Origin of the sequence: Rhodococcus sp. MS16 (genome assembly GCF_013277795.1) — a bacterium.
In the GTDB taxonomy this organism is placed as follows: domain Bacteria; phylum Actinomycetota; class Actinomycetes; order Mycobacteriales; family Mycobacteriaceae; genus Rhodococcus_F; species Rhodococcus_F globerula.
On the sequence record NZ_VBTM01000021.1, the window covers coordinates 1 to 25749 of the forward strand.

General features: G+C 60.7%; 24 protein-coding genes. 14 read left to right on the plus strand and 10 right to left on the minus strand.

What is annotated here, in order from left to right:
• Positions 1–389 precede the first annotated feature (389 nt).
• The 4 genes from FEZ60_RS30220 to FEZ60_RS30235 all read left to right on the plus strand — a co-directional run bounded on the left by FEZ60_RS30220 (position 390) and on the right by FEZ60_RS30235 (position 4082).
• Entirely contained in the window at positions 390–1235 is an 846-nt protein-coding gene (locus FEZ60_RS30220; RefSeq protein ID WP_033237262.1) for an NAD(P)-binding domain-containing protein, read from the plus strand.
• Positions 1236–1340: 105 nt separating this feature from the next.
• Positions 1341–2207 carry a mycofactocin-coupled SDR family oxidoreductase gene (locus FEZ60_RS30225; protein WP_033237270.1) on the plus strand — a complete coding sequence of 289 codons (867 nt, stop codon included), beginning with the start codon at positions 1341–1343 and terminating at the stop codon, positions 2205–2207.
• Positions 2208–2283: 76 nt separating this feature from the next.
• Complete coding sequence (locus FEZ60_RS30230; protein WP_172937772.1) at positions 2284–3033, plus strand: SDR family oxidoreductase; 750 nt, start codon at positions 2284–2286, stop codon at positions 3031–3033.
• Between the two features lie 287 nt (positions 3034–3320).
• A complete protein-coding gene (locus tag FEZ60_RS30235; RefSeq protein ID WP_033237260.1) occupies positions 3321–4082 on the plus strand; it encodes a GntR family transcriptional regulator in 762 nt (253 codons plus the stop codon).
• Positions 4083–4242: 160 nt separating this feature from the next.
• Here FEZ60_RS30235 and FEZ60_RS30240 read toward each other — a convergent pair whose 3' ends face one another.
• Complete coding sequence (locus tag FEZ60_RS30240) at positions 4243–4452, minus strand: ferredoxin (protein WP_092803899.1); 210 nt, start codon at positions 4450–4452, stop codon at positions 4243–4245.
• Positions 4453–4454: 2 nt separating this feature from the next.
• Entirely contained in the window at positions 4455–5624 is a 1170-nt protein-coding gene (locus FEZ60_RS30245; protein ID WP_092803896.1) for a cytochrome P450, read from the minus strand.
• Positions 5625–6803: 1179 nt separating this feature from the next.
• Between FEZ60_RS30245 and FEZ60_RS33215 the strand changes: the two genes are divergently transcribed.
• The 7 genes from FEZ60_RS33215 (at position 6804) to FEZ60_RS30280 (ending at position 13813) form a co-directional block, all read left to right on the plus strand.
• Complete coding sequence (locus tag FEZ60_RS33215) at positions 6804–7682, plus strand: SDR family oxidoreductase (RefSeq protein ID WP_092803890.1); 879 nt, start codon at positions 6804–6806, stop codon at positions 7680–7682.
• A gap of 117 nt (positions 7683–7799) precedes the next feature.
• A complete protein-coding gene (locus FEZ60_RS30255) occupies positions 7800–9290 on the plus strand; it encodes an aldehyde dehydrogenase (protein WP_092803887.1) in 1491 nt (496 codons plus the stop codon).
• 241 nt (positions 9291–9531) lie between these two features.
• The gene (locus FEZ60_RS30260) at positions 9532–10821 is read left to right on the plus strand and encodes a cytochrome P450 (protein WP_095887120.1); all 1290 of its coding nucleotides are present in this window, start codon (positions 9532–9534) and stop codon (positions 10819–10821) included.
• Positions 10818–11036 (plus strand): ferredoxin, encoded by a 219-nt coding sequence (locus FEZ60_RS33010; RefSeq protein WP_202026694.1) that lies wholly within the window; start codon positions 10818–10820, stop codon positions 11034–11036. The genes FEZ60_RS30260 and FEZ60_RS33010 overlap by 4 nt, the downstream gene beginning before the upstream one ends.
• Positions 11033–11446: a hypothetical protein gene (locus tag FEZ60_RS30270; protein ID WP_033237253.1), complete on the plus strand. Its 414-nt coding sequence runs from the start codon at positions 11033–11035 to the stop codon at positions 11444–11446. The genes FEZ60_RS33010 and FEZ60_RS30270 overlap by 4 nt, the downstream gene beginning before the upstream one ends.
• Complete coding sequence (locus FEZ60_RS30275) at positions 11439–12587, plus strand: thiolase family protein (RefSeq protein WP_092805080.1); 1149 nt, start codon at positions 11439–11441, stop codon at positions 12585–12587. The genes FEZ60_RS30270 and FEZ60_RS30275 overlap by 8 nt, the downstream gene beginning before the upstream one ends.
• A 5-nt stretch (positions 12588–12592) precedes the next feature.
• The gene (locus tag FEZ60_RS30280; RefSeq protein ID WP_230590476.1) at positions 12593–13813 is read left to right on the plus strand and encodes a CoA transferase; all 1221 of its coding nucleotides are present in this window, start codon (positions 12593–12595) and stop codon (positions 13811–13813) included.
• Between the two features lie 175 nt (positions 13814–13988).
• Here FEZ60_RS30280 and FEZ60_RS30285 read toward each other — a convergent pair whose 3' ends face one another.
• The 4 genes from FEZ60_RS30285 to FEZ60_RS30300 all read right to left on the minus strand — a co-directional run bounded on the left by FEZ60_RS30285 (position 13989) and on the right by FEZ60_RS30300 (position 17945).
• Entirely contained in the window at positions 13989–15329 is a 1341-nt protein-coding gene (locus tag FEZ60_RS30285; protein WP_051730824.1) for an FAD-dependent oxidoreductase, read from the minus strand.
• Between the two features lie 2 nt (positions 15330–15331).
• The gene (gene fdxA, locus FEZ60_RS30290; RefSeq protein ID WP_033237250.1) at positions 15332–15655 is read right to left on the minus strand and encodes a ferredoxin; all 324 of its coding nucleotides are present in this window, start codon (positions 15653–15655) and stop codon (positions 15332–15334) included.
• 36 nt (positions 15656–15691) lie between these two features.
• On the minus strand, positions 15692–16921 hold the full coding sequence (locus tag FEZ60_RS30295) for an FAD/NAD(P)-binding oxidoreductase (protein ID WP_116104798.1): 1230 nt from the start codon (positions 16919–16921) through the stop codon (positions 15692–15694).
• A 211-nt stretch (positions 16922–17132) separates the two neighbouring features.
• A complete protein-coding gene (locus FEZ60_RS30300; protein WP_033237248.1) occupies positions 17133–17945 on the minus strand; it encodes an IclR family transcriptional regulator in 813 nt (270 codons plus the stop codon).
• Between the two features lie 233 nt (positions 17946–18178).
• Here FEZ60_RS30300 and FEZ60_RS30305 point away from each other — a divergent pair, with 233 nt between their 5' ends.
• Together FEZ60_RS30305 and FEZ60_RS30310 are read left to right on the plus strand one after the other, a co-directional pair.
• Positions 18179–18934, plus strand: a complete 756-nt coding sequence (locus tag FEZ60_RS30305; protein WP_092805078.1) for an SDR family NAD(P)-dependent oxidoreductase — start codon at positions 18179–18181, stop codon at positions 18932–18934.
• A gap of 4 nt (positions 18935–18938) precedes the next feature.
• The gene (locus FEZ60_RS30310) at positions 18939–19523 is read left to right on the plus strand and encodes an HtaA domain-containing protein (protein WP_095887117.1); all 585 of its coding nucleotides are present in this window, start codon (positions 18939–18941) and stop codon (positions 19521–19523) included.
• An 81-nt stretch (positions 19524–19604) separates the two neighbouring features.
• On the opposite strand, the gene FEZ60_RS30315 is transcribed toward FEZ60_RS30310, so the two are convergent.
• Positions 19605–20543 carry an SDR family NAD(P)-dependent oxidoreductase gene (locus tag FEZ60_RS30315; RefSeq protein ID WP_092805076.1) on the minus strand — a complete coding sequence of 313 codons (939 nt, stop codon included), beginning with the start codon at positions 20541–20543 and terminating at the stop codon, positions 19605–19607.
• A 190-nt stretch (positions 20544–20733) separates the two neighbouring features.
• On the opposite strand from FEZ60_RS30315, the gene FEZ60_RS30320 reads away from it, so the two are divergent.
• On the plus strand, positions 20734–22356 hold the full coding sequence (locus FEZ60_RS30320; protein WP_202026695.1) for an NAD(P)/FAD-dependent oxidoreductase: 1623 nt from the start codon (positions 20734–20736) through the stop codon (positions 22354–22356).
• Positions 22357–22579: 223 nt separating this feature from the next.
• Here FEZ60_RS30320 and FEZ60_RS30325 read toward each other — a convergent pair whose 3' ends face one another.
• The 3 genes from FEZ60_RS30325 to FEZ60_RS30335 are packed head-to-tail and all read right to left on the minus strand — an operon-like array spanning position 22580 to position 25275.
• Positions 22580–23428 carry a sugar phosphate isomerase/epimerase family protein gene (locus FEZ60_RS30325; protein ID WP_116104797.1) on the minus strand — a complete coding sequence of 283 codons (849 nt, stop codon included), beginning with the start codon at positions 23426–23428 and terminating at the stop codon, positions 22580–22582.
• Positions 23429–23484: 56 nt separating this feature from the next.
• The gene (locus FEZ60_RS30330; RefSeq protein ID WP_116104796.1) at positions 23485–24339 is read right to left on the minus strand and encodes a TIM barrel protein; all 855 of its coding nucleotides are present in this window, start codon (positions 24337–24339) and stop codon (positions 23485–23487) included.
• Between the two features lie 51 nt (positions 24340–24390).
• Positions 24391–25275 carry an NAD(P)-dependent oxidoreductase gene (locus FEZ60_RS30335; protein ID WP_116104795.1) on the minus strand — a complete coding sequence of 295 codons (885 nt, stop codon included), beginning with the start codon at positions 25273–25275 and terminating at the stop codon, positions 24391–24393.
• Positions 25276–25749: the final 474 nt, after the last annotated feature.

The following is a 25749-nucleotide window of genomic DNA, read 5'->3' on the forward strand; positions in this document are numbered from 1 at the left end:
GGGTACCCTCAACGCACGCGAAGGGGATAACTTGTTTACCTATGTGGACGGTAGCATGCACTGTTGCCCACGTCACTACTGAATTCCACCCTGCGGATCGGTAGTAGTCAGTTGCACTATCCAGCAACTTCGTACACTCGATCTCGACCCGTGGCGGGAATGCTATCGATCCTTTGCCGTGATGGAGGACACATGGTAGAACTAGTTCACTTATTACTAGTTCAGCCGCCTGGATTCCGATCAATTCGAGATGCCGGACGACGGCACATTCGCACTCAGTCCTACCTGCGTGTCTGCCGTGAGTGCAGCGAAGATTGTCGCCCATCTGCGTTGACTCGGCGACGCTGACACGTGCGGCACGGACTGTCCTCGAACAATGGAGCAAATGAATGACTCTGCCTGATATCGGATTCATCGGGGCCGGCCAGATCGGCGAACCGATGGTCGAGAAGTTCCTCGCTACGGGCCGACGCACGGCCGTCTATGCCCGACGCGTGGAGGTTCGGGATAGGTTGGCCGGACGTGGCGCAATTATTGCGGCGCATCAGGAGGAGCTAGCGGCTGCTCCGGTAGTGGTCACCTGCCTGTTCAGTGATGCGCACGTACTCCAGGAGTGCACGCCGATCATCGAGAAGATGAGTCCGGGATCCCTGTTCATCTCACACACGACGGGGAGTCCGTTGATGATCCAGCGACTCCGCGACATCGGGCACAAGGGTGGGGTATCAGTGGTGGAGGCGCCCTTCAGTGGGAAGCCTGAGGATATTCGTCGTGGGGAATTGACAGTGCTGCTTGCGGGCGACGACGATGCTGTCGATGTTGCAGCCGGCGTTGTTGCGGCGTACGCGTCGAATATTCACCGGACCGGTCCGTTGGGTACAGCGCTGGCCGCAAAGCTACTGAACAATGCTCTGTTCGCAGCGTGTTCTCAACTTACGCTTTCGGCCCTTGCCGCAGGACGATCCCTCGGATTGGATGAGAACAAGCTTCTCGACGTACTTGCTGTAAGTAGCGGAGGCAGCACTGCCGCGCGTTACGTCGCTGCGTCCGAACAGGATGCACAGACCTACAGCGCCCGATTGCCCCGCTATCTGCGAAAGGACCTTGCCTCCGTCAGGACTGTCACCGCGGATCTGGGGATCGATATCGAGGATCTTCTTGCCGCGGCCGAACGCGGACCGATGGACCTCGACGACCGCGTACAGGCCGACGGACTCGAGAAGTCGCGGGCTTGAGGATAGCTAGGCGCCGGCGATGACACCGCATCTGCGATGGTCGGCCACTGCAATATGTGAGATCTCGAAATCAGCTTGAACGAATACGTGGAGAAGGAGTCGGAAATGGCCGGAAGTTTGTCGGGTCGAGTAGCTTTCGTTACAGGTGCAGGTCAGGGTCAAGGCCGTAGTCATGCGGTCAAGTTGGCCGAGGAAGGCGCCGACATCATTGCGATCGACATCTGTGCACAGATCGAATCCGCAACGCATACCATGGCGACTGAGTCTGATTTGGACGAGACGACTCGGCTGATCACCGCACTCGGTCGCCGGGTTCTGCCGCGCATTGCAGATGTACGTGATCGCTCCGCACTCATCGCCGCGGCCCAGGCCGGTTACGACGAGTTCGGACGTATCGATGTGGTCGTAGCGAACGCAGGTATCTGCCCACTCGGTCCGGACGTCGCCGCGTCGGCTTTCCTCGACACGGTATCGGTGGATCTGGTCGGTGTTGTCAACACCGTCGAAGCCGCGTTCCCCTATCTACGTGCGGGTGCATCGATAATCTGTACCGGATCGATGGCAGCGATGATGTCCCAGACGATGACCAGTCCTGAGGCCGGCCCCGGTGCCGCGGGATACGCGTACGCGAAGCGGGGTGTGGCGCGATTCGTCCACGACGCAGCCTTGCAGTTCGCCCCGCTGTCGATCCGGGTCAACGCAGTGCATCCCGGAAACATCGACACTCCCATGCTTCAGAACGACGCTATGTACAAGGTGTTCCGTCCGGATTTACCCAACCCGACTCGGGAGGACGCCGAGCCCGCATTCGGTATCGCACACCAACTTCCGGTCGTCACGATCGATCCGCGTGACATCAGTGAGGCTGTGTATTACCTGGCTTCGGATGCAGCGCGGTACGTGACCGGTCAGCAGCTCAAGGTCGACGCCGGGGCTTTGTTGGTCAGCACGTCCTCCGGCGCCCCTGCCTGAATTAGTCAGTAAAGCTCAATTTTACTTGAATCGTGGCGGGCGGCGTCAGAATTACGGCAGCGTGGAGGAGAACGAAGTGGACCTGTCTCTCGAAAACAGGCGTGTATTGATTACCGGTGCCGCCACCGGAATCGGAGCGGCTGCAGTGCAAGTGCTCGCTGCATCCGGGGCTCGGGTGGTGGGCACCTTCCACAACACCGAACCCGATACCGAGTCGGCAGCAACCTGGATTCGGTGTGACGTGACTGATCAGTCGTCGGTGCAACAAGCCGTGGCAAAAGCAGTCGCAGCGTTGGGCGGTCTCGACGTACTGATCCATGCGGCAGGCAGTTGGCAACTGGGCGCGCCGGGACACATCGACGCAGAGAACATCCGAACCATGATCGACATCAATTTCAGTTCAACGGTCTTCGCAAATCAGGCTGCGTACGAAGTGATGAAAGAATCCGGCGGCCAGATCATCAACTTCGGCTCCAGCGAAGGAGTTTCGGGAAGCCCGGTCTCGGCGACCTATGCGGCAGCGAAGGCTGCGGTGCATTCGTGGACGCGGTCGGTGGCCAAAATGTGGGGTGCGGATGGCGTGACAGTCAATGCGCTCGCGCCGGCTGTCCAGACGCCGGGCGCCGACCGCAGGCTCGGCACCATGAGTCCGGAGGCGATCAAGCAGTACGAGCAGCAGTTGAAGATGGTAATTCCCCTTGGGGGCAAGCTGGGCAATCCAGTGTCGGACCTGGGGCCGGTGTTGGCATTCCTGTCGAGTGACGCGGCGAAATTCATCACGGGTCAACTACTTGCGGTTGACGGTGGATTGATGATGATCGGCTAGTAGCGCCCCGCCCGCCATGTGCTCGTGCGTCTCGGACCGACTGCGGCACGTCGCACGTAATGTGATGGGCCTCAGTGAGTCCGCGTTCGGCAGGCGGCGACGGTGTCCGGCCTTGGATTTTGAGTTCGAAGAACCTTTGGCAGAAACTCGTCGATGGGATCGATGATGCACTGGTACGGACATCAGGTAATGCCAACCAGGCGGGCTAGAGTTGTCATGTCAGTGACGGGGAGAGGATCGGTGAAGGCGTGCACTCTCAATTTGGGGGAGGGGCCACGCATTCGAGCGTGCGTGTACCCAAGGCTTCGGAGCGAATTGCTGATCGTCTGCGCGGACAGATCGTTCGAGGCGAGATTCTCCCCGGCGGTATGCTTCCAACGGAGAAACGGATGGTCGAAGATCTGGGCGTCTCTCGGCCGACGCTTCGTGAGGCCTTTCGTATTCTCGAAAGCGAGGGCTTGATCACGGTACTGACCGGAGCTCGAGGCGGACCTCAGGTGCGCTTACCTGACCTAAGCGTTGCGTCCAGGCATATCGGACTGTACTTGCAGACTCGCGGTGCAACTCTTGCGGATCTGCTCGAAGCGCGAGCGGAGTTCGGTGCCATCTGCGTGCGATTGCTGGCAGAGCGCTGCACCCGAGAAGGCTTGGAGGAGTTGACGGCCTGCGTCCGAGAGCAGTATCGAGTGTGGGAGGCAGGCGTCGATACTGGAGCGGACTTTGCGCGCTGGGTATCGCTCACCGGAGACTTCCACAATCTCATCGCGCTGCATTGCCGGAACAAGACACTCGAGGCGCAATCCAAGTCATTGGCGGACGTACTCGGAGCTCATCGCGTCGTGAGTATCCAACGTCGAGCAGATCCCGATGCGGTTGCGGACACGTCGTACATTCCCGGTGTGATCGCGGACTACGAGAAATTGGTCCGATTGGTCGAAGCAGGAAACGCGGCTGCGGCGGAAAAGCACTGGAGAGCGCACCTCTACGGTGCTGCGGAAGTCGTTTATCGCAATCGCGAACGAGATTCGATCATCAGCCTGTTCGATTGAGCTTGCGGCCTCGGCCAGATCTGCGGTTTCCCCCTCGTTGCAGGTGAGGGGGAAACCGCAGTTTCGTTGCAGTGAGTAACTCTTCAGTGCCGAACCAGTCCACTCCGACGGACGGAGGTTCGCAGAGGTTGTGGTCTCCGATGCCTGTGTGCCCCCTGGCTCACACAGGAGTCTTTCTTGCCACAAGCGAGAGCGCGCGACTCGGGCAAACGTCAACAGCCTGCTTGGCCAGCGCCACTTCGTCGTCGGCCGCCGGCTCCGAACGAAGCACGACCACCACCCCGTTGTCGTCCTGGTCGAACGTGTCGGGATCGGTGAATACGCACTGCCCAGACCCTATGCACGAGCTTTGGTTGGCAACAATCAGCATCGTCACCACGCAACCGGGAGCGTGAAGATTCCATAGGTGGGACCGTATTCCTTGAATGGAATTTCCCCGAACGGAATGGCGAGACGCAGTGTCGGAATCCGACGGATGACTGCGGAGAGAACGACTTCGAGCTCCAATCGAGCGAGATTCTGTCCAAGACACTGATGTGGACCGAAACCGAAAGCGACGTGATTACGCGCTCCTCGGGTGAAGTCGATCTTGTTCGGCTCGGGGAACACCTCCGGGTCGCGGTTGGCGGTATTGCATACCGCGAACACTGCCTCGCCTGACCGGATCAACGTACCGCCGATCTCGATGTCGTCGGTCGACAGACGCAGACCACCGATCTCGGCGATCGTGAAGTAGCGCAGCAGTTCTTCCACAGCGCCCGGGATGAGCTCTGGATTATCGCGTAGTTGTTGAAGGAGTTCGGGCTTGTCCAGCAGCGTTGCGATACTGAGGGAGATCATGTTGGCGGTCGTCTCGTGTCCGGCGATGAGCAGGAGGACTCCGAGGCCGGTCAGGTCCTCCGGGTTCGCTCCGGCCGCAAGTTGTCGACTCAGGATGTCGTCGCCCGGATTTTCCACGCGGGAATTCACAAGATCGGCAATATATCCCTTGAGTCGACCCATCGCTTCCATGCGCACTTCGGAGGATGCATGAGGATCGGCGAAAGCAGAGCTGTTTTTCTGGAAGAAGTCGTGGTCCTCGTACGGTGCGCCGAGCAGTTCGGCGATCACAACTGACGGTACCGGGAGTGCGAGTGCTTCCACGAGGTCAGCCTCGGACTTCCCCAGCAGCATCGCGTCGAGGGCTTGGTCGACGATTTCGGTGATGCGCGGACGCATAGCACTGATCTTCTTCAAGGTGAACTCCCCCATTACACGACCTCGAGCCTCTGTGTGCTCCGGGGGGTCCATCTCGATCAACTGCTTGAGCTTGTTACCCGGAGCGTATCCGAGATTTGTCGGGTGGCCGGGCAATGTCCGATCCGAACTGAACCGGCTGTCGCTCAGAACGGCACGAACGTCTGCATGCTTCGTAATCGCCCAGATTTTGCCGTCATTCTGCCAGCCAACTTGGCTGACCGGCTCGACTTCCTGCAGTCGCAGGTGCTCGGGCGGGGGACTGTACGGATCCATGCGTTGCGTCGAGAAGGCTGCGGTAGCCATGAGATCTCCCTTGATCGGCGAACAGCGCGGGGCGTGAATGAGCGCCTCCTACTTTTGAGGTGGAGTGCTTATTTTCGAGAGTTTAGTCACGATTAGTGCCGTGCGTCTAGACCATGAGGCAACTCATCTGAATTGCCCGCGTTGCACTTTCGTAGTTTCACGTGAAAAGGCCAGCGAACGTCATGCGATGACCAATGCAGACGATCAGGTCTGCAGGGTGCTGCGGGTGCACTGCTTGCGTCCGGGGTGGAGTGAATCCACGTAGGCATGCCTTGTCAATGTTGTTGTAGCTCTGACTTTCTGGCGCAGGTGTATCCCGCCCGGCGTGGTTCACCGGGAATATGCGCATACCGAACTGCAGGGTCGAGTTGAGTGTCGCGGGCAGCGGGAGTTGCCTTGTTCGAGCTGTAAACTCCTGGCTCCCAAGTTATCTCCCAGCGCGGGTGTGGGCGGCGTGTGCTGCATTTTCGAGCAAGGGTGTCGGCGAAGCGTCTGTGGGTTTCCCTGTGGCGGGATCGCGTATCGGTCGAATGGCATTGTTCGCTGACGAATGATCGTGCAGTGACCACTAGGTCTGTTATCAGGGCGACGATTGACACCAATGGTGTCGTACAGCACACTGTTACTGTTGTACGGATCAGGTGTTCCGTTAAAGCGAACAGAGTTTGAGTGTGGTGACTCCGCCATAGCTCAGTCCTGTGCATACCGAAACGGAGCACACCCGGTCGAAGCGAGCTGTTTCGTTGAGGCCCCGGCAACTCCCACACGCATTGTTCCTTCGCCGCAGACCTCGATGTGAGAGTGACAAGACATGACGACACTCGTGCCGACCGAAATGGATTGTCGGCGCCCACTCGGCTCGAGGATTGCCATATTGATGTTGGCAGTCTGCTCGTTCGTGTTCACAGTGGTGCACTCTGCCGTGCCCAGCCTTGCGAGTGGGGCAGTCAACGTGTATTCCGTTGTCCAAAAATCATTTTCAGGGATTCTTGCCTCGGTAGGGACATTCAACTATGTCGGATCTGCGGTATCAGGTACGCCACGCCTTCCGTCGCAGAGGGTGGCGACATGGCCCCACCGAATTCCGCTAGCGCTGTGAATCCGAAATGCAACGGACGGCGGTGCCAGAGGCCGATGCCTCCTGCATGTCCCGTCCACAACACACCAAGGAGCAATTAAGTGAACGATTACTTCGGATATGCCGGAAAGACTGCCGTCGTCACCGGTGCCGCGTCGGGTATGGGGAAGGCGCTCACCGAGATCTTGGTTGATCTCGGTGCGAATGTGTATGCACTGGATCGAGTGGAGCCTCCGGTTGCCGGCGTTACGAAGTCCATCATCGCGGACCTCGGGAACAAGGACTCGATCGATGCGGCATTTGCACAGTTGCCACTGCAGATCGATGTCTTCTTCGGGGTCGCGGGAGTTTCCGGTGTTCACAACAGCTTCCTGGAGACACTCACCGTCAACTTCATCGCGAACAAGTACGTCACCGACACCTACCTTGCTGATCGCATCACGGAGAACGGTTCTCTCGTCTTCGTAACGTCAAATGGTGGGGTCCGTTGGGAAACCCCTGCAGTGCGTGAAGAATTGGAGCTCTTCACCCGCGGCGACAACTGGAATGACCTCGTACAGACGGTTGAGAAGTTCGAAGCGGAGTTCGGCAGTGTTCCCGGATCGCTCGGCTACATCATGTCGAAGCGTCTGCTCAACTTCTGGGTCGCGGAGCAGGTCGCTCCGCTCGCAAGCCTGCGCAAAATCAGGATCAACGCCGTTCTCCCCGCCATGACGATCTCGGGGATGCTGCCCGAATTCGCTGAGATGAAGGGCGGTCAGGATGCCGTCGAAGCTGACCTCGGGCCGGCCGGGCGTCTTGCAGAGTCGGTAGAGATGGCGAAAGTGCTCGCGTTCCTCGGTAGCGACCTAGCGAGCTATGTGTCGGGAACGCACACCTCCGTCGACTTCGGCATGAACGCGCTACAGATCGCAGGGCTGGCGCCGGATCGGCTCGGGTGGACTCTTCGCGGCGTCCTCTCGCAGCAGCCGAGTGCGTAACTCCAGCCGAGAACGAGCACGCGAACTCGGGTAACTGAGCCGGGATTGTTCATCGAACACCCGGCGTCAGGGGCACTCGCTCCCCGAGATCTACCAACTTGAACCAAGGAGACTTCTGTGACCGTCCTGGACATTCGCGACACCGCAATCAATCTGAAGCATCCGGATCGTCTGTACATCAACGGCGTGTGGCAACTTCCGGCCAATCCGTCCAGTATCGACATTGTCGATGCCACGACGGAGGAAACGTTCTACCGCGTAGCCGAGACCGGTCCCGAAGACATGGACGCGGCAATTGCCGCGGCGCGCAACGCTTTCGATAACTCTCCGTGGCCATTCCTCGAACCCGCGGAGCGAGCTGAGTACCTCCGGAAGATGGCCGCCGGCCTGCGTGCCCGCACTCAAGAGGCTGGCACATTCTGGACACGTCAGGCCGGAGTCATCTTCGGTATGTCTGTCGGCGCGCTCAGCCGCGTGCCCGCGCTCTTCGAGTATTACGCCGACCTTGCCGCCAACTACCCGTGGGCGACGCAGGATACGCCCGAGTTCTCCGCGTTCGGTGCGGTCGTCAACGAGCCGGTCGGCGTCGTCGGGGCGATCGTTCCCTGGAACACGCCACTCTCTCTCGCCGCGTACAAGGTCGCGCCGGCTCTTCTCGCAGGCTGCACGATGGTCCTCAAAGCCCCGCCGGAAGCGCCGGGTGAGCTGTACATTCTCGCCGAGGTCGCGGAGGAGATCGGCCTGCCGCCAGGCGTGCTGAACGTCGTGAACGGATACCGCGGGGTTTCCGAGCAGCTTGTTGCCGACCCGCGGATCGACAAGATCGCTTTCACCGGTTCGAGTGCTGTGGGACGTCAAATCGGTGCAACGTGTGGAGCGCGTCTGGCTCGATACACCCTCGAACTCGGCGGCAAGTCGGCCGCGGTCATCCTTGACGACTACGACCTCGCCACAGCAGCTGCTGCGATCGCTGCGCAGGAGACGTCATTGAACGGCCAGGTGTGCATGTCGCTCACCCGCGTCATCGTCACGAAGTCGCGCCACGACGAGTTCGCCGAGGCGCTGGGTTCGGTCTTCGGAGCGGTACGGGTCGGAGATCCCTTCGACCCGCAGACGCAGCTCGGTCCGCTTGCCCTGGCCAGGCAGCAGGAGAGGGTTCTGGGCTACATCAACACTGCCCAGAACGAGGGCGCGACGCTCGTGACGGGCGGCAACCGTCCCGCGCACCTCGACCGTGGCTTCTTCGTGGAGCCGACAGTGTTCTCGAATGTCGACAACAGGTCCACCATCGCGCAGGAGGAGATCTTCGGGCCAGTTCTGTCGGTGATCCCGGCCGAGAACGAAGAGCACGCAATCGCATTGGCGAATGACACGCCATATGGACTCAACTCAGCTGTCTTCACGAATGATGTGGACCGTGCCTACCAGGTCGCACGTCGACTTCGTTCGGGCACGGTAGGGCACAACGGATTCAAGACGGACACCAGGATGGGATATGGCGGCTTCAAGCAGTCGGGCGTCGGGCGGGAAGGTGGCCTTCAGGGCCTCCTGCCCTACCTGGAGTCCAAGACGGTGCTGCTAGACGGAGCTCCCGCGCAATTCCGATGAACAGCCGCGATATCCCGGACTGCTGCGTGCAGGCCGGGATATCGCATCTGCCCGGAACTGTGCCTGACCTCTGACCAGTGGGAATCGAATCTGGTCGTTGCGTTTGCGATACAGGCGATCCCGCTGACGAAACTTAACGAGCACGGTGCGGCGGCCTCGATCAATTACTACGAACTCGGCAGTGCTTCAGCCTGCTACCAGAGCAAGTACGGGTCGCGCAAAGAAAGGAAATTGACGAAAGATGACTGGCGTCGAGATCAACCCCAGAGAGACCGATTTCTTCACCGATGCTGACATCGCGGCGGAGGCGGAGCCCTACTTCGATTACATGCTGGCGAATCATCCGGTATTCCGCGAGCCGAAGTACGGCGTCGTGATCGTGACCGGCTATGAAGAAGCGCTGCAGGTCTACCACCAGCCCGACGTGTACTCGTCGATCAACCGCACCGGTGGCCCCGTGGTCGACCTCCCCTTCGAAATCGTCGGCGACGACATCAGTGAGATCCTCGAGAAGCACCGCGAATATTTCTCGTCGAACGATCAACTCGTCACTTTCGACCCACCACTTCACACGGATCACCGCGCGATCTTGATGGGGTTGATCACGCCCAAGCGGCTCAAGGAGAACGAGCAGTTCCTCAAGGACACCGCCGACCGTTACCTGGACGAACTCATCCCTCGCGGAAACTGTGAATTCATCTGGGACTATGCGAAGAAGTACACAGTTCTCGCGGTCGCTGACCTGCTCGGTATGCCGGAGGAAGAGCACTCGATGCTCCTCGACCTCCTGGCCTCCGTGCCGGCGCCCGTATTGGGAAATCTCGAACTCCAAGCGGTTCACCACGGTGGCCTCGAGACGCTGTACGACTACTTCGTGGCCAAGATCGAGGACCGTCGGAAGACACCGCAAGAGGATGTCCTCACGGGAATGGCGCTTGCGACCTTCCCGGATGGTTCGCTTCCCGAGCCGATCGAGGTCGCACGGATCGCCTCCAACCTCTTCGCGGCAGGGCAGGAGACAACCGTCCAGCTCCTGGGCATCGCCATGCAGCGGATCGCTGAGGACGCCGAACTGCAGGACCGGTTGCGCGCCGACTCGTCACTCATTCCGAAATTCATCGAAGAGGCCCTTCGCGTCGAGGCGCCCATCAAGGGATCGTTCCGGCTCACCAAGAGGCCGACAAGTATCGGCGGCCTCGACCTCGCACCTGGCACCGTCATCATGTTGATCAACGGGGCTTCCGGTCGCGACCCGAAGGTCTTTGAAAACCCCGGCGAGTTCCAGGTTGAGCGTGCGAACGCGCGGCAGCATCTGGCATTCGGCCGCGGTATCCACACCTGCCCGGGAGCGCCGCTTGCGCGCGCCGAGGCGGTCTTCTCAATACAGCGAATACTGCAGCGTACCAAGAGTATTCGTATCAACGAGCAGTATCACGGCCCCGCGGGGGAACGCGAATGGAAACTCATCCGCAGCTACAAGTTCCGCGGGCACACCCATCTCTATCTCGAATTCACCCAGGCGGACGCGTGATATCGGGCGAATTGACCATCGACCGTGATCGGTGCATGGGGTCGGGGCAGTGCACGTTCTATGCTCCGGCCACCTTCGACCTCGACGAGATGAGCATCGCCGTGGTCATCGACGATCACGGTGACGACCACGACAACATTCAGCAGGCGATCGACGTCTGCCCGACGCGTTCCATCGTTCGTGCAGCTGGAGCAGAAGGAGTCGATACCCAATGACAACTACGACCGAGGCGACGGTCTCTCGACCGATTGCCGATCTGGACAGTGACGGCCTCCTCGGGTCCTTTCCTGGTGGGCCGCGGCTTGTCGGCACGAAATGTGATCGCTGTGGGCGCGCCATGATCGGCGTCCGCGTGGTCTGCAGTGCCTGCGTCAGCACAGAGGTGAGTCGCATCGAGCTCCCGACGAGTGGTTCGCTGTACACCTTCACTCGGCTGCATGTCGGCGGCGACGGTGTCCGCATCCTGGGCTACGTCGACCTAGAGGGTGATGTTCGAACACTCGCCGATATTCGTGAGAACGGGAAGTCGTTGCAACCCGGACTGCAGGTAGAACTCGGCGTGGATGGCTCCAATTGGTTCTTCGCTCCGGTATCCGGTGTGAATGGAGGAGAATCCGATGACTGAAGAAGTCTTTGTCGTTTCGGCGGCCATGATCCCGTTCGGCAAACACCGCACATCGTCGTATGTCGGACTTGCCGTCGCACCGCTCGTCGACGCCCTTCGTGGAGCGGGGATAGAGAAGTCGGACGTTGACGCGGTCTACGTCGGACACTCTTTCGGCGGCATGATGACCGGACAACGGATCTGTAAGGAAATCGGCCTCGGGACGGTGCCCACCGTCAATGTCGACAACGCTTGCTCGAGCGGTGCGACGGCTATCCACGAGGCTTGGACGGCAATCTCACAAGGGCTTGTCGACGTCGCAGTCGTGGTCGGAGTCGAAAAACTGACCCAGTTCGGCGGAGGGACCCTTCCGTTGTCTCCCGAGGATCGAGAGGTGAAGCAAGGCATCGTGATGCCGGCCGTCTACGCGATGCGTGCGACGCGGTACCTCCACGAAACCGAAGCGACGGTCGAGGATCTCGCACTTGTCAGTGTGAAAGCACGCAAGCACGGGGCGCTCAATCCCTTCGCACAGTTCCGCAGTGAGGTGACAGTCGACGAGGTGCTCGGCGCACGTCCGATCGCCGATCCACTCACACTCATGATGTGCTGCCCGACCGGCGACGGTGCAGCCGTCGTCGTACTCGTGTCGGAGCGCGCTCGCAACCGTCTGAACACACCGAAGGGGATGCGTGTCGCTGCCTCGATTCTGCATTCGGGCGAGGTCAAGGAGGGGTATCGCGACATGACGATGCCGGAGATCAGCCAGCATTCCGCTTCTGACGCGTACGAGATGGCAGGGATCGGACCCAAGGACCTCGACATGATCGAGCTGCACGACGCGTTCTCCATCGCCGAACTCGTGTATTACGAGGCATTCGGCCTCGCCGAGCGTGGACGTGCGATCGATCTTCTCCGCGACGGAAAGACCACCTTCGGCGGAGACGTCGTGGTCAACCCCAGTGGTGGGCTGCTCTCGAAGGGACATCCAGTCGGCGCCAGCGGCGTGGCACAGGTCGCCGAGGCATTCTGGCAGCTCACCGACAACGCCGGCGCACGCCAGGTCGACGACGCACGCTGGGCGATGACGCATGTGACCGGTGGTGGCACGGCCGGTCTGGACCACGGCGCCTGCACGATCCATATTTTCGAGGGCGTGTGATCACGGTGGAACGGCCCGCATTGGAGGGGATCCGGGTGATCGATCTGACGACTTTTCTCTCCGGTCCGTCTGCAACACAGCTTCTCGGAGACCTCGGTGCAGACGTGATCAAGGTCGAGGCGCTCGGCGGCGATTCCAGTCGGTCGATCGTCGGTCCGGAGCTTGACGGTGACAGTGCGTATTACCTTGCCAACAATCGCAATAAGCGAAGTATTGCAGTCGATCTCAAGTCGCCGCGTGGACGAGATGTCGTCAGAGACCTGATCGCCGGAGCTGACGTTGTGATCGAGAACTTTCGGCCAGGAGTCACCACCAGGCTCGGACTCGTGCCCGAGCAGATCGTGGAGGAACATCCCGCGTTGATCTGGGCGTCGATCAGTGGATTCGGGCAGGAAGGTCCGTGGCGCGACCGACCGGCTTACGACATGGTCGTGCAGGCGCTCAGCGGTGTGATGAGTCTGAATGGACATGCGGGCTCCCCAGCAGCCCGGCTCGGAATACCAGCCGGTGACGTGGTTGCCGGGCTATACGCAGTGATCGGTATCCTCGGCGCTCTTCATGCTCGCGGAGAGTCCGGTCGCGGGAGAATCGTCGATGTTTCCATGCTCCGCGGACAGCTGGCGATGCTGTCCTACCAAGCCCTGTATACCAACCTCAACGGAGTTGCGCCCGGTCCTCAAGGGGCAGCACATGATTCGATCGCGACCTACCGTTCCTTCCGTGGTGGCGACGGCCGCGAGTTCGTCGTCACGGCCAATACACCACGCATGTGGGAAGATCTCTGCCGTGTTGTCGGGCTCGACGAGTTGATTGTCGACGAGCGTTTCGTGGATGCTGCGACACGCTTGCAGAACAGGGAAGCTCTGTCGGATATTCTCGAGGCCAGGATCGCCGAGCGCCCGGCTGCAGAGTGGGTCGGCCTGCTCACCGCGGCGTCGGTTCCGGTAGCTCCGGTGAAGAACGTGCTCGAAGCTCTTGACGATGCGAGAGAAGCCGATGACGGATCGCTCGTGACTGTGGGGAACGAAACGGTCGAGTTCGAGAATGTCGCCATGCCAATCCGTTTCGTCGGTACCGCCGATGTCGAGCCCGGCTATCCTCCTGCCCTCGGCGAGGACTCGGACGACATTCTCAGGACGGAATTGGGACTCACCGACGAAGAGATAGCGGCACTCGTGACAGACGGTGTGGTCGGTGTGCCGTCGGCTGTGAGCGTCACAACGTAAGACGGTGAAACAGGTCTGCCCCTGCGGTGATTATTACCGCAGGGGCAGACCTGTTGTGGAATGCAGCCGTATCTACAGGTACGCCGAAGTCGTTTCCGGGCAACGTGAGTGGGACGACGATGTAACCGTGGTGAAGCGTCCGACCGGCCGTTGAACGGCCGGTCGGTGGCTACGATCAGCCGAGTCGAATCACGTCGCCGGCAGCGAACTGCAGCATTTCGTTGCGGTCGTGCAGTTTCACGCGCTCACGTCCCGTCGATTCGCCTGCCGCGCGCTCAGCCTCGTCGATCCTTCGCCAGGCCGCCCAGTCGACAACCTGGACGCCGCGAGAGCGAAGTAGTTCGTCCACGACGGTCGAGGCGGAGGCCGACGAGGACTTCGAGCCGATGTCCTCGAGGATCGACGTGACAGTGTCCAAGGCGCATCGGCGGTTGGTCCCTACGACTCCCGTCGGCCCCCGTTTGATCCATCCTGCGATGTACACCCCGGGAACTTCTTCTTCGCCGTCGATCACCCGTGAATCGCGATGGGGAACGGTGGCGGTCTCGGTGTCGAACGGAAGGCCTGGCACTGCTTTGCCCATGTATCCGACCGAGCGGAAAACGAGTTCGGTATCGAGAGTCTCCGTGACAGTCGGATCGCTGGTCTTCGCCAGTCGGACACCCGACACTGATCCGTCCTCGCCGAGGAACTCGACGGGAGTGCGATCGAACACGAAGCGAATCCTGTACTTTCGGCCGAGCGCACCACGCTCCGCCGCTTTGCGGAATGAAGCGAACAAGCGCGTCGCAGCGGGGTTGGAATCGAGGTATTCCTGTTGTGCGGCATCGAGTTCGAGATCGTCAGGGTCGATGATGACGTCGCAGTTCTCGAGGTCTAGTAGCTCGATGAACTCCTTGTTGGTGAACTTCGCATACGCGGGGCCTCGGCGCCCGACGATGACGACTTCGGAAAAGGTGCTCGCCGTGAACGCCTCGACGATGTGCTGGGGTACATCGGTGGCACGCAGGTCCTCGGTGGTGCGCACGAGCATGCGTGCGGCGTCGAGTGCCACGTTTCCCACACCGATCACGACCGCTCGGTGCCCGTCGAGTACAAATGCGTTCGACGGCGTATCCGGATGACCGCCGTACCAGGATACGAAGTCGCGAACCGCGTGTGCGCCTGCAAGGTCTTCCCCCGGCACACCCAGTCGTCGGTCGAGCGGGGCCCCGGAGGCGAACACCACCCCGTCGTAGTGGCTACGAAGTTCACTCGAGGTGATGTCCACACCGACTCGCACGTTCCCGAGCAAGCGCACACCCGGTGTTTCCTCGAATACCTCGGAGAACGACATAGTGATGGATTTGATCTTCGGATGGTCAGGGGCGACACCGTAGCGCACGAGGCCAAACGGAGCCGGAAGTTGTTCGAAGACATCGACTTCGATCGGTTGATCCGATTCCTCGGACAGTAATTGTGCGCAGTACGAACCCGACGGCCCCGACCCTACGACTGCGATTCTGAATGTGCTCACGATCAGCTGCCTCCCCTCGGGGCCAGCGCGGTGATCAGGTCGACGTCGTAGTCGATCTTTCCGCCCTTGCGGCCGCTCTTCGGCGTCGTCGTCTCTGCGAAGAATCGCTCGTTCACCCCGATGTAATGCTCCTGATCGCCGGGGATCTCAGCTTCGTAGAAGATTGCGTCGACCGGGCATGACGGTACGCAGGCACCGCAGTCGATACACAGGTCCGGATTGATGTACGTCATCCGGCCTCCCTCGAAGATGCAATCGGCCGGGCACTCCTGCATGCAACTCTTGTCCTGGACGTCAACACACGCCTCTGTGACTACGTAGACCATGACGGCTTTTCTCCTTGCCTCTGCAGCTGGGATGAATTAGGCCCATTGCCGCAGTTTGTCGACGATTTCTTCGGTCGGGCCGCCTGCGGCGATAACCCGTCGTGCTTGATTGAGGGCGCGCACCCAGTTCACTGTTACAGCGCCACATGCTCTTCCGGTCTCGTCGGCGTGGACGACTGCGACTCTCTCGCCCGCCTCGAGGTCTCCGAAGACTGTCGAGCTGCCTGCCGGATCACGGCGGCCGACCGAGTGCACTTTCCAGTCGTATTGGTCGGACCACACGTAGTCCGAGGAGTCGTACCCCTCGGCCAGGCCTCCGGTGATCGCGTTCGCGACAAATCTGGCCTGATCACTGGCGTTCGTCCAATGCTCGGCTCGCACATCCATGCCTCGATCCGAATGCGGCCAGCGCGCGACGTCGCCGATGGCGTACACGTCGTCTGAGCCGATCGCACGGAGATGCCGGTCGGTCAGCACACCGTTGTCGAGAGTGAGACCGGAGCCGAGGAGCCAGTCCGTCGAGGGGAGGGAGCCGATTCCAACGACTGCCGTCGATGCCTCGAGTTGGGTACCGTCATCCAGGACTACGGTGAGGGAGCCGGCTTCACCGTGGATATCGGCAACTCCGACACCGAATCTGGTTTCTACACCGTTGCGGTGGTGAAGGTTGACGAGGACGCTCGCGATTTCGGGTCCGACGAGTCGCTCCATCGGCTCGGGAACTGGGTCGACGACAGTGACCGGGCATCCGAGTTTAACTGCAGCAGACGCGATTTCGGTGCCGATAAACCCTCCGCCGACGACAACGACAGCCTCGCGGAGGCTGAGTCGCTCGGCAATGGCCCGTGATTCGCCGAGAGTGCGCAGTTGGAACACTCCAGATGTCGGCTGCCATGGCGAAGGTCGTGCGATAGCTCCGGTGGCGATGACAAGGACGTCGTAGGTGACGGTAGAGCCGTCGTCGAGTGAGACGGTCCGTGTCGTGGTGTCGAGGCCGGTGGCCGCTGTTCCGAGCCTCGTAACGATGTCGAGGGCGTCGAGTTCCGGCCGGGTGATGAGCCGGTTCGCCTCCACTGCAGCGTCGGACCACTCTGAGCTGAGTAAGCCTTTCGACAGGGCCGGGCGATCGTAGGGCAGATCAGCCTCGGCGCCGACCAGAGTTATCGGACCCGAATAGCCGCTTGCGCGAAGGCATTGCGCAGTGCGAGTGCCTGCAAGCGATGCGCCGACTACAAGGATGTGGCGCCGAGCGTCGGATCCAGTCATGGCTCAAGTCCTTACTATGGTGTCAGATCGCGGAAGCCGCCCATCTGTCAGAGACCCAAGCGGGTGAGGGCGCACTGCACGTTGGCGCTATGTTCCGTTTAACGGAACGCATGGTCGCTACAACGCAACAGAAGTATCGACCCGCACAGGGGATACTGTCAACCTTGTGTTGGACTACCGCAGCGTACGACTTCAGCTGGGGGAGGGCGGGTTACCGCTCCTCCGTTCCTGCGATCAGCTCGGTTAGCCGCCCCGCAGCTTCGCGGACAAGCGCTACCAGTGTCGATGCATTCGTCGCATTGAGTCGTGCTTCGGGAAGAGTGATGCCAACGGCGCCGACCACGGTTTCGGAACGTCCGAAGATCGGCGCGGCTATCGCGATTGCCCCCTCGATACGTTCCCCGTGCGTGATCGAGTAACCGTCGCGGCGGATGGTGTCCAGTCGCGCGAGCAGTTCATCGGGGTCTGTCAGCGTTCGATTCGTTGCAGCCGTCAGTCGGCCGTGGACGATTGCGTGTCGGACCTCTTTGGGAAGAAAGGCGAGGATTGCGAGACCGCTTGCGCCGGCGTGCAATGGGAGCCACTGCCGCATCGGGAGTGTGTAGCGAAGCGGATGTGAAGAATCGGCTGTGAGGGTGAACATCATCTCGTGGCGTTGTTCGCTGTACAGCGAGAAGAATGCGGATTCTCCCGACTTCTCCATGAGTTCGTTGAGTGTCTCGGCCGACAGATATTGCAGTGGATACTTGTTCGTCGTTGTCCAGGCGAGCCGCAAGAACTCCAGTCCGAGTCGGTAGGAGCCGTTCTCTGCGCGTCGCATCAAGCCGAGCTTCTCGAGGTCTGTCACCAGTCGATGGGCAGTGCTCGGGCTTACATCGAGGTGACCAGCGAGTTCTCGCACGCCATGTGAGTCGTGTTCGCTTTCGATCATGAATGTGAGTATTTCGATTCCACGCGCGAGGGGCTGCCGTCGACGCCCTTCGTTGCCTGGCTCTTGTTCGGCCTCATCTGTCAGCTTGGTCATCGCACATCCATTTCACTCGTATTCTTCCGAAGAGGCTTGACAACAGACCGTAGCGCAAGCGAGCCTTAAGCCTTGGGCTTCAATGGAACGGTCGTTCTATTCAACGCAATGCGTGTTGGCGCGTCAGGCTCTTCAGGCGATGGGTCGCGCACCGGACACCAGGCTGTCAGCGAGAGGGATTGAAACGCGATGTGGTTTCCATGCAGTGCCGCGAACAAGGGAGTGCGAACGCGATGACGGTTTCTGGTCGAGTTGCAGTCGTCTCCGGCGGAGCAGCAGGTATCGGGTTGGCGATCGCCCAGCGACTGGCCGATGACGGTTTCAAGATCGCTGTCCTCGACGTCGTAGACGGCGCAGCTGAGGCTGCGGCTGACGCCATTACCGCGGCGGGCGGCGAGGCCAAGGGATACCGTGCCGACGTTGCGAACCGTGAACAGGTCGACATCGCTGTCGAGGCAGCCCGCGCGCATCTCGGCCCCATCGCGGTCGTCGTTGCGAATGCAGCGATTGCCCGACAGCAGGAGTTCTTGGGCATGACGCTCGAACAGTGGAATCACACCCTCGAGGTCAATCTGACGGGCACATTCAACGTCGTTCAGACGTGCCTCCCGGATCTCGTCGAAGCAGGTTGGGGCCGTGTGGTTCTCATCTCTTCGTCCAGCGCGCAGCGCGGTGCTCCGAGGATGGCCCACTACGCCGCGTCGAAGGGCGGCCAGATTGCGCTGACGAAGGCGCTGGCCGTCGAGTTCGCGAAAAGCGGCGTAACGGTCAACACTGTGGCACCGTCGTCGATCGACACACCGAGCGTGCAGAAGAAGCGGGAGGAAGGAACCATTCCCTCGGCAGAGGACATGGCAAAGTACATCCCGGTCGGTCGCGAGGGTACCGGTCAAGACATCGCGAATGCCGTGTCATACCTTGTTTCCGAAGGTGCTTCGTACGTGACAGGTCAGACGCTCAGCGTCAACGGCGGATCGTTCATCGGGTGAGAACATGCTGAACAGACAAATTCCCCTGAGCCCCAACGAAACCTGGAGCGACGCAGACGGTGGACTCCCGGTCAGTGCCCCGGAATCCGCGGAAGCGGTGGTTGTGGACCAGTTCGTGGCCGCGACAGGAAGGCTCGTATGGGCAATCCGGGAATCGTTCGTCAGGTACGTCACTCTGATTGCACGGGGCGAGTACACGATCGCCGGCGGAGTCACTGAGGGTGAAGACGGGCAATTCGCGTTTCCGCTGCGACGGGCAGTCCAAGAGGGTGACGACTGGCGATTGTCCTTTGGCGGCTCTGTCCACTTTGTTGCGCATCATGGTCTTTTGGACGTTCTGATCGTGGACCCGGAACTCGTCGTGGGCCCAGGCGGTGGAGTACTCGCTACTCATGTTCGCGGTGATGCCGACGAGCTCATTGCTATGGTGGTGACCGACGCCGCATCTCCAGAATTTTCGTGGAAAGAGCTTGTCTGGCAGGAGGTTCCAACAAAGTTGGCGACTGCCGGCGCGGAACTGTTGGGAAATGTCTATCCCAAGGGCACTGACATGGCGTCCCTGGGGATTCGAGTCCAATTGGACGCGTGACCGTCACTTCCCCGCTACGGGTTCCTCGGTGCCGGTCTTCGCGGCAACCGGCGCTGAGGAACCCGTGGCCGGGCCGATGAGTTATCTGCCGAGATGTGCCATGAACGTCGACGTCCAGTCTTTGAGGCTCGCAGGTACGTAGTATCCATCTTGATCGTTGATCTCGTCCCAGTGCTCGACGACATCCTCGATTGCAGGCTCGCCGTCAGAGATCCAGCCCGGCGTGATGCCGAGGAACCATCGGGAGAACCGCTTGGCGCCGGCGACCAGGATCTCTCCGTTCACTGGGCACGATTCGTGTGCGAGGAACGCAACCATGGGAGAAACCAGTCCGGTTTCCATTGCCTGCAGAATGGCCGGATCTGTCGGGGTGGTGGTGACGATGTTGGGCTTCTTCGCCGAAATGCTGGGCCGGGTAATGGCGTTGGGGGCGATGCAGTTGACGAGGATGCCCTTCGGAGCTGACGAGACTGCAAGGCTCCGGGTGAATCCGATGAGCGCGCCCTTCGCTGTCGCGTAGGCGAGATTGTCCGGTAGGCCGAGCATGCCGGTCGACGTCGTCGTGATGATGCGGCCGTACCCTTGCTTTTCCATGTAAGGCCACGCCGCGCGCGTAGTGTGCCACGTACCTCGCAAGTGCACATCGAGTGTGCGTTCGAGGTTGTCGGCGTCCGCCTCCGGGAATGTAGCCCAGCGGGAGATGCCCGCGTTGTTCACGACGATGTCGATCCGCCCGAACTCGCGGATGGCGGTGTCGACGAGCGAGTGGCAGTCTTCCTCGATTCCCACGTTGTGTATATCGGCGACAGCGTCCCCCCCGGCTGCTTTGATTTCCTGCACCACGTCGTTCGCGGGGCCGGTATCGCTGCCTTCGCCCTCCTTCGAGCCGCCGAGGTCGTTGACCACCACCTTTGCGCCGCGTGATGCGAGAAGCAGTGCATGGGCTCGGCCGAGTCCACGACCCCCGCCGGTCACGATGGCGACTCGTCCGTCGAATCGAAGGTCAGTGCTGTCGTTCATCATTCTCCTTTGAACTGAATCGACCAAATTTTCACCATGATCGCTCATGTAATGAGATCACATGCTAGCTCGAAAACCCAGGTTAAATGTGAGAATACGAGGAATTGCTTGGAGCTTTTGAGCAGATGTGCTTATCTAGTGGCAAGTGAAATATGGACGGAATCGAATGGGAGTAAGTCGAATGGCGATGATGTCTGACGATAAAGCCGACGTTGACGTGTTGGTGATCGGTGCCGGAGTGGTCGGCATCTACGCTCTCTATCGGGCGGTCGAAGCCGGTTTCAGTGCCGTGACGCTGGAGGCCGGCGACGGCGTCGGCGGGGTGTGGTACTGGAATCGTTACCCCGCAGCGCGATTCGATTCGGAGAGCTACACCTACGGTTACATCTTCTCCAAGGAGCTCTTCGACGAGTGGCGTTGGTCGGAAGAGTTCGCGACGCAGCCCGAAATCGAGAGCTACCTCAACCATGTCGTGGATCGCTTCGAGCTGCGCCGACATATCCGCACCGGAGCGCGAGTCGTTTCCGCGCTGTGGGATGAGGCCGACAACGTGTGGGTCGTGACGACTGCGCAGGGCGACACGTTGCGCGCACGTTGGGTCATCTCCGCAACCGGCGGTCTCTCGGTTCCCAACTACCCGGACATCGACGGGCTGAACAGCTTTCAGGGGGAGGCCCATCATACCGGCGCGTGGCCGCACACTCCGCTCGACTTCAGTGGCAAGCGCGTCGCGATCATCGGCAACGGGCCGAGTGGCGCGCAGCTCCTGCCCGCGATTGTCGACGTTGTAGAAGCAGTCGACCTCTATCAGCGCACGCCGACGTGGACGACGCCTCTGAATAACGCGCCGATCGAGGATGAGCGGTGGCAATGGCTCAGCGATAACTTCGACGAGATTGCCACCGTCTTGAACACGAGCCCTTCCGGCTTCCTGCATGAGCCGGCGGGAAAGTTCTCGACTGACGACTCGCCGGAGGAGAGGCAAGCCTTCTACGAGAAGATCTGGAAGAGTCCAGGTTTCGCCAAGTTGACAGCGAATTATTACGACATGACGACGAATCGCGAGGTCAATCTCGAGTTTTGCGAATTTCTCGCGGACAAGATCCGAAAGATCGTAGACGACCCGGAAACGGCCGAGCGTCTCATTCCGAAGGATCAGCTCTTCGGTGCGAAGCGTCCGCCTTTTGTCGCGGACTATTTCGAGTCGTTCAACAAGCCGAGCGCCTCGCTCGTCGCGCTCCGGGAGACACCGATCGTCCGCATCGATGCCAGGGGCATCGAAACCACCGAGCAGCACCGCGATTACGACATCATCGTCTACGCGACCGGATTCGATTTCGGAACCGGTGCCCTCACGAGAATGGGCGTGAAAGGCCATGGCGGCCTTGACCTCAGCGTGGATTGGGTAGACGGACCGTCCGACTTCGGGGGGTTCAGTGCACACCACATGCCGAACTTCTTCTTCCCCGGCGGTCCGCACGGCGCAGGCGGTGGCAACTACCCCCGCTACTCGCAGGATCAGGTCGATTGGATTATGAAGACGTTGATCTATGCGCGTGAGCACGGGTTCGATCGGTTCGAACCGACTGCAGCTCACCAGGAAACGTGGATGACGATGGTCGAGACTCTCGCACCGCTCTCGATTTTCTCCGCCGAGCACAGTCACTACTACGGTGCGAACGTCGAAGGGAAGGCGCGCAAATTCCTGCTCAACCCCGGTGGGCGAGCAAAGCTACACGAGATCCTCGACGGGGTATCCGCCACACATGATTTCGGCGGTGCACTTTCCTCTTCGGTTCGGGTCGGCGTCTGACGATCACGCGATCGGTGGTGCCGGCCTTTCGGCTCGTGGAAAGTCGGCGCCTCCCCTTCGGGAGGTGCCGACCCACACGTGGCGTCGAGCCAGGGAACGTGACGTCGATCCTCGTGGCGATTCGGGAACTGAAAATCGATCCGCAACAACGTGATCGGAGAGTCATGGTCCCGGAGGACTCGTCCGGACCCTCAGCGGATTCCGTCGATGACCACGAGGTCGGCTAGGCGCCCAGCTCGGTCAGTAGTTCACCGAGCCATGCGACGGACTCTGTGGCAGCTTCTCGGTGTCCGCGATCGTCGATACTCGGACCACTGAGTTCCAGGTCGAAGGTTCCCGTGTACCCGGAGTCCAGCAGTTCCTTCACGATGTGCCGGATCGGGACGTCCCCGGCGCCGGGGACATCCCGGCAGGGCAGCGATCGCATGCCGGCACTCATGTTGCTGAGCTGGACGTGCGAGACGAGTTCGATGTTCTTGCGGATGTCGTCGAGTAACTCGGCCTCGGTCCAGACATGGAAGAGGTCGAGGCACACGCCCATTCCGGTGCGCACGCCCAGCAGGAGTGCGTCGTGGAAGCTGTGCACGAAGTTGAGGTCGGCGTAGAGCCAGTTCGTCGGTTCTACGGCTACAGCGATGCCCTTGTCGGCGGCGTACTGGACGAGGTCTGACGTGGCTTCGGCGTACGCGGCCGCATTGGCATCCCAGTCGGCGAAGGCGCGGCGTCCGGTCAGGGTGTAGACGGAGCCGGCACCGACCGCTGCCGCCTGGTCGATGTCGGCGCGCGCCCCGTCGATCTGACCCTCGATATCGGCGCCGGGCGTCAGATCGAAGCGCAGGAGAGCGGTGGTCGTGACCATGCTGACCCCGTGTCTGCGGCTCGCCGTTGCGACTGCGTCAACACCACTTTCCCGGATCTTTGCCGACGTCATGGACGTCTTCGAGACGCCGAGTTCGCCGATCGCCTCGATCGCGTCGATCGCCGACAGAGTCGGGAAGCACAGGCCGCTCACGGACACTCGCGGGTGCGCTCGGTCGGTCGTGGCGGTGTTGTAATCGCTCTTGGTGTTCATTGTTCTGCCTTCTGTTATGACCGGTCTCGCCCGGCTTCAGGAACGGGGATCGGGTGTCACGTGTGGCAACCGAGAGCGCGCACCCGCCGGATCTCGTCGGCGGCGTGAAGCACCTTCCGCGCCCCGATGACGGCAAGACGCGCGCACTCTTGCGCCGAGGTGCCCGCAACAGCCAACGACCGCATCGGAGCTTCGACGCCGATCACGGGGACAGGTGGAAGCGCTGCCACTATCTCCACCACCGGCAGTTCACCCTGACCGGGAACACAACGATCGATCGAGTCGTCCCGATACACCGGGTTTCGCTGCGCGAGTGTGTTGTCGCTGAGTTGGATGTAGCCGACATATTCGTGGTCGAGCATTATGAGATCTTCCGCGCCGTGGCCGGATCGGGAGGAGTGCATCGTGTCGACGAGCAGACTGAAGTCCGGACGGCCGACGTGTCCGACGGCCTGCAGCGCTGTCGGTAGGTCGGGAACGGTGAGCGACTTCGCGAATTCCATCGTTGTGGTCATTCCTCGGCCGGCTGCCATCTCTACGAACGTAGCCAGTTGGTCGAAGCTGCGCGGCAGGTCAGGGTCCATTGTCACGGCGTTGACCCGGGTTACCCCGAGTTCGGCCATCACATCCAGGTTCGCATCTTCATCACGAAGGTCGTGGAACTGCTGGACGACAAACCCTTCACCCAGTGAGATCGACACGTCGCGATCCTGCATCGCTGCGATGAAACGCCGACGCAAAGCCACGTCGTCGAGCATGGAATACGCCGGGTGGCCGTATGGGTTGTACGGTCCGCCGCCGCCGGCCACCTTCATCGAGATGTGGTGGCAGCCGAGATCTGCTGCCAGGTGGACGAAGTCCACTGGTGGTAGGCCTAGGACGGTTTGGTACTCGATTCCGATTTCAGTCATGAGTGTCCTTCCAGAGCGCAGGCAAGCGTGGCGGTATCGGCCGCGTGGTGTTCACATCGACGGCTTCATCGAGCCTGGGGTCAGTGGTGTCTGCTCGATGAGCTCGCGGTTCGGCGGCGCGCCCGAGTACAGCACTTCGCGTTCGACCAACTCTGAGGAAAGCACTTCTCCGATCAGTCCCAGATCAGCTCCGGTCCGGTCGGCGATCTGCCGGATGACATCTACATCCTTGAGCATGAGCTCTGCGAGCCGGATGCCGACGGCGTCGACCCCAATCCAGGCGAGGCTGCTCAGCGCTCGACTGTCGCCACTGCCGTGCTGGATGGCGGCCAGGATCTCTGCCTCACCGATTCCGACGGCCGCAGCGAGGCGCACGGCGTCGACGGCGAGCCCGATCTGCGCGACGAAGAGCGCATTGTTGACGAGTTTGACGCGCTGACCATGACCGATCGGACCGACGTGCATCACCGGGGAGCCATAGGACTCGAGCACGGGGCGGACGCTGTCGAGTACGTATTCATCGCCTCCCACCCAGAGCGTGAGGCGACCGGCAGCCGTGTCTTGTGGGCTGCCGGAGACGGCAGCGTCAAGCACGTGCACGCCCCGTTCAGCCCCTGCGTCGGCAACCATGACTGCTGTGTCGGGATCGCAGGTGGTGTGCTGCACCAGGATTGCACCGGGTGCCATGGCCGCGACAGCGCCAGCCGATCCCAGCAGCGCGGCCTGCACCTGCTCGTCGTTGAGTACGATGCTGATGACCAACTCGGCGGACTGCACTGTTTGCTCGATTGTGTCGGAGGTTTTCCACCCCTTGGCCTTTGCGGTGGATCGTGTTTCGGATCCTCGAGTCAGAACAGTGACGTCGTTCCCGGCAGCGATCAAGCGTTCGACGATCGGCCCGCCCATTCTGCCCGCTCCGATGAATCCGATCTTCATCGCGGGCTCAATGCAACAGTCATGGATTCGGGGCCCGACAGGTCGTTCGCCTTCAGTTGTTGCATGTCCGATCTCCTCTGTGCTTTGTGAACTCGGACCGGTGATCTTCGACCAGCGGTTCCGAGCAAGGCTCGCCGTCGTTGCTCAGGTGTCTCGCGTATCGCGGATCCGGCAAGCCGGAGAGAGACAGTCATCTCGAATTTGTGGCAACTCGAGAAGGCAAATTAGGTTAACTAGTCATACCATGTTGCTTGCATCACTACATAAGCTAAAGGTGAAGCAGTTCACTTTTTCTAGGTGGCTGACGGGTGATGCTCGATAGGAGTTCAGGCAACGGTGCCGGGACATGCTGTCGCAATGGCACTTCCGCCGCGACATTTTGGTTCGAACATGCCGTAGTGACGTGGACAACAGTGCGTGCTATCGTCCACATAGGTAAACAAGTTATCCCTTTCGCGTGCGTTGAGGGTACCC